Source organism: Gottfriedia acidiceleris, from assembly GCF_050457485.1.
GTDB classification, from domain to species: Bacteria; Bacillota; Bacilli; order Bacillales; family Bacillaceae_G; genus Gottfriedia; species Gottfriedia acidiceleris_D.
On the sequence record NZ_JBCMJM010000014.1, the window covers coordinates 1 to 4,746 of the forward strand.

Here is a 4,746-nt window from a genome sequence, read left to right on the forward strand (position 1 = left end):
CTTTGAAAACTAAACAAAACATGAAGTAAACGTCAATTATTAGTTTTTTGAGCAATACAAGATTTAAACTTAACTTTTATGGAGAGTTTGATCCTGGCTCAGGACGAACGCTGGCGGCGTGCCTAATACATGCAAGTCGAGCGGACTAATGGGAGCTTGCTCCCGTTAGTTAGCGGCGGACGGGTGAGTAACACGTGGGCAACCTACCTGTAAGACTGGGATAACTTCGGGAAACCGGAGCTAATACCGGATGACATAAAGGAACTCCTGTTCCTTTATTGAAAGATGGCTTCGGCTATCACTTACAGATGGGCCCGCGGCGCATTAGCTAGTTGGTGAGGTAACGGCTCACCAAGGCGACGATGCGTAGCCGACCTGAGAGGGTGATCGGCCACACTGGGACTGAGACACGGCCCAGACTCCTACGGGAGGCAGCAGTAGGGAATCTTCCGCAATGGACGAAAGTCTGACGGAGCAACGCCGCGTGAGCGATGAAGGCCTTCGGGTCGTAAAGCTCTGTTGTTAGGGAAGAATAAGTGCTAGTTGAATAAGCTGGCACCTTGACGGTACCTAACCAGAAAGCCACGGCTAACTACGTGCCAGCAGCCGCGGTAATACGTAGGTGGCAAGCGTTGTCCGGAATTATTGGGCGTAAAGCGCGCGCAGGCGGTTTCTTAAGTCTGATGTGAAAGCCCCCGGCTCAACCGGGGAGGGTCATTGGAAACTGGGAAACTTGAGTGCAGAAGAGGAAAGTGGAATTCCAAGTGTAGCGGTGAAATGCGTAGAGATTTGGAGGAACACCAGTGGCGAAGGCGACTTTCTGGTCTGTAACTGACGCTGAGGCGCGAAAGCGTGGGGAGCAAACAGGATTAGATACCCTGGTAGTCCACGCTGTAAACGATGAGTGCTAAGTGTTAGAGGGTTTCCGCCCTTTAGTGCTGAAGTTAACGCATTAAGCACTCCGCCTGGGGAGTACGGTCGCAAGACTGAAACTCAAAGGAATTGACGGGGGCCCGCACAAGTGGTGGAGCATGTGGTTTAATTCGAAGCAACGCGAAGAACCTTACCAGGTCTTGACATCCTCTGACAACCCTAGAGATAGGGCTTTCCCTTCGGGGACAGAGTGACAGGTGGTGCATGGTTGTCGTCAGCTCGTGTCGTGAGATGTTGGGTTAAGTCCCGCAACGAGCGCAACCCTTGATCTTAGTTGCCAGCATTTAGTTGGGCACTCTAAGGTGACTGCCGGTGACAAACCGGAGGAAGGTGGGGATGACGTCAAATCATCATGCCCCTTATGACCTGGGCTACACACGTGCTACAATGGATAGTACAAAGGGTTGCAAGACCGCGAGGTGGAGCTAATCCCATAAAACTATTCTCAGTTCGGATTGTAGGCTGCAACTCGCCTACATGAAGCCGGAATCACTAGTAATCGCGGATCAGCATGCCGCGGTGAATACGTTCCCGGGCCTTGTACACACCGCCCGTCACACCACGAGAGTTTGTAACACCCGAAGTCGGTGGGGTAACCTTTTAGGGGCCAGCCGCCTAAGGTGGGACAGATGATTGGGGTGAAGTCGTAACAAGGTAGCCGTATCGGAAGGTGCGGCTGGATCACCTCCTTTCTATGGAGACATCATGAACCGTTGGTTCATGTATGAAATGTTTCTTCATTGTTTTGTTTAGTTTTGAGAGTTCACTCTCAATTTTGTACCTTGAAAACTAGATAATGTCATTCATTAAACTGCGTAAGTTTAATTCAATTAGTTTTAAAATTAGTTAAGTTAGAAAGGGCGCACGGTGGATGCCTTGGCACTAGGAGTCGATGAAGGACGGGACTAACACCGATATGCTTCGGGGAGCTGTAAGTAAGCTTTGATCCGGAGATTTCCGAATGGGGAAACCCACTACTCGTAATGGAGTAGTATCTTTACCTGAATACATAGGGTACTGAGGACAGACCCAGGGAACTGAAACATCTAAGTACCTGGAGGAATAGAAAGCAATAGCGATTTCCTGAGTAGCGGCGAGCGAAACGGAAGATAGCCCAAACCAAGAGGCTTGCCTCTTGGGGTTGTAGGACACTCTATACGGAGTTACAAAGGAACGGGGTAAATGAAGCGACCTGGAAAGGTCCGTCGAAGAAGGTAAAAACCCTGTAGTTGAAACCTCGTTCCCTCTTGAGTGGATCCTGAGTACGGCGGAACACGTGAAATTCCGTCGGAATCTGGGAGGACCATCTCCCAAGGCTAAATACTACCTAGTGACCGATAGTGAACCAGTACCGTGAGGGAAAGGTGAAAAGCACCCCGGAAGGGGAGTGAAAGAGAACCTGAAACCGTGTGCTTACAAATAGTCAGAGCTCGTTAACGAGTGATGGCGTGCCTTTTGTAGAATGAACCGGCGAGTTACGATCCCGTGCAAGGTTAAGTTGAAGAGACGGAGCCGCAGCGAAAGCGAGTCTGAATAGGGCGATATAGTACGTGGTCGTAGACCCGAAACCGAGTGATCTACCCATGTCCAGGATGAAGTTCAGGTAACACTGAATGGAGGTCCGAACCCACGCACGTTGAAAAGTGCGGGGATGAGGTGTGGGTAGCGGAGAAATTCCAATCGAACTCGGAGATAGCTGGTTCTCCCCGAAATAGCTTTAGGGCTAGCCTTATGTGTTAGAGTCTTGGAGGTAGAGCACTGATTGGACTAGGGGCCCCCAACGGGTTACCGAATTCAGTCAAACTCCGAATGCCAATGACTTATCCATAGGAGTCAGACTACGAGTGATAAGATCCGTGGTCAAGAGGGAAACAGCCCAGACCGCCAGCTAAGGTCCCAAAGTATACGTTAAGTGGAAAAGGATGTGGAGTTGCTTAGACAACCAGGATGTTGGCTTAGAAGCAGCCACCATTTAAAGAGTGCGTAATAGCTCACTGGTCGAGTGACTCTGCGCCGAAAATGTAACGGGGCTAAACGTATCACCGAAGCTGCGGATTGATACCGTATGGTATCAGTGGTAGGGGAGCGTTCTAAGGGCGTTGAAGCTAGATCGTAAGGACTGGTGGAGCGCTTAGAAGTGAGAATGCCGGTATGAGTAGCGAAAGACGGGTGAGAATCCCGTCCACCGTATGCCTAAGGTTTCCTGGGGAAGGCTCGTCCTCCCAGGGTTAGTCAGGACCTAAGCCGAGGCCGACAGGCGTAGGCGATGGACAACAGGTTGATATTCCTGTACCACCTCATTTCCGTTTGAGCAATGGAGGGACGCAGAAAGATAGGGTAAGCGCGCTGCTGGATATGCGCGTCCAAGCAATTAGGCTGATGTGTAGGCAAATCCGCACATCATAAGGCTGAGTTGTGATGGCGAGGGAAATATAGTACCGAAGTTCCTGATTCTACGCTGCCAAGAAAAGCTTCTAGCGAGGAAATAGGTGCCTGTACCGCAAACCGACACAGGTAGGCGAGGAGAGAATCCTAAGGTGAGCGAGAGAACTATGGTTAAGGAACTCGGCAAAATGACCCCGTAACTTCGGGAGAAGGGGTGCTCTTTTGGGTGTATGCCCGGGAGAGCCGCAGTGAAAAGGCCCAAGCGACTGTTTAGCAAAAACACAGGTCTCTGCGAAGCCGCAAGGCGAAGTATAGGGGCTGACGCCTGCCCGGTGCTGGAAGGTTAAGAGGAGGGGTTATCCCTTACGGGAGAAGCTCTGAATTGAAGCCCCAGTAAACGGCGGCCGTAACTATAACGGTCCTAAGGTAGCGAAATTCCTTGTCGGGTAAGTTCCGACCCGCACGAAAGGCGTAACGATTTGGGCACTGTCTCAACCATAGACTCGGTGAAATTATAGTACCTGTGAAGATGCAGGTTACCCGCGACAGGACGGAAAGACCCCGTGGAGCTTTACTGCAGCTTGATATTGAATTTTGGTACAGCTTGTACAGGATAGGTAGGAGCCTGAGAAGCCGGAGCGCTAGCTTCGGTGGAGGCGTCGGTGGGATACTACCCTGGCTGTATTGAAATTCTAACCTAGAGCCGTGATCCGGCTCGGAGACAGTGTCAGGTGGGCAGTTTGACTGGGGCGGTCGCCTCCTAAAGAGTAACGGAGGCGCCCAAAGGTTCCCTCAGAATGGTTGGAAATCATTCGAAGAGTGTAAAGGCATAAGGGAGCTTGACTGCGAGACCTACAAGTCGAGCAGGGACGAAAGTCGGGCTTAGTGATCCGGTGGTTCCGCATGGAAGGGCCATCGCTCAACGGATAAAAGCTACCCCGGGGATAACAGGCTTATCTCCCCCAAGAGTCCACATCGACGGGGAGGTTTGGCACCTCGATGTCGGCTCATCGCATCCTGGGGCTGTAGTCGGTCCCAAGGGTTGGGCTGTTCGCCCATTAAAGCGGTACGCGAGCTGGGTTCAGAACGTCGTGAGACAGTTCGGTCCCTATCCGTCGTGGGCGCAGGAAATTTGAGAGGAGCTGTCCTTAGTACGAGAGGACCGGGATGGACACACCGCTGGTGTACCAGTTGTTCTGCCAAGAGCATGGCTGGGTAGCTATGTGTGGAAGGGATAAGTGCTGAAAGCATCTAAGCATGAAGCCCCCCTCAAGATGAGATTTCCCATAGCGTTAAGCTAGTAAGACCCCTGAGAGACGATCAGGTTGATAGGTCAGAGGTGGAAGCGTGGTGACACGTGGAGCTGACTGATACTAATCGGTCGAGGACTTAACTAACAAGTTTGATAATGACATTATCTAGTTTTGA

2 rRNA genes are annotated in these 4,746 nt (G+C 51.3%); both read left to right on the forward strand.

The features are described 5' to 3' along the window. The first annotated feature begins 75 nt into the window (after positions 1 to 75). Positions 76 to 1,625, forward strand: a 16S ribosomal RNA gene (locus ABEY15_RS14860). Between the two features lie 152 nt (positions 1,626 to 1,777). Then, a 23S ribosomal RNA gene (locus ABEY15_RS14865) occupies positions 1,778 to 4,715 on the forward strand. The 16S and 23S rRNA genes sit together here, the layout of an rRNA operon. The last annotated feature ends 31 nt before the right edge of the window (positions 4,716 to 4,746 follow it).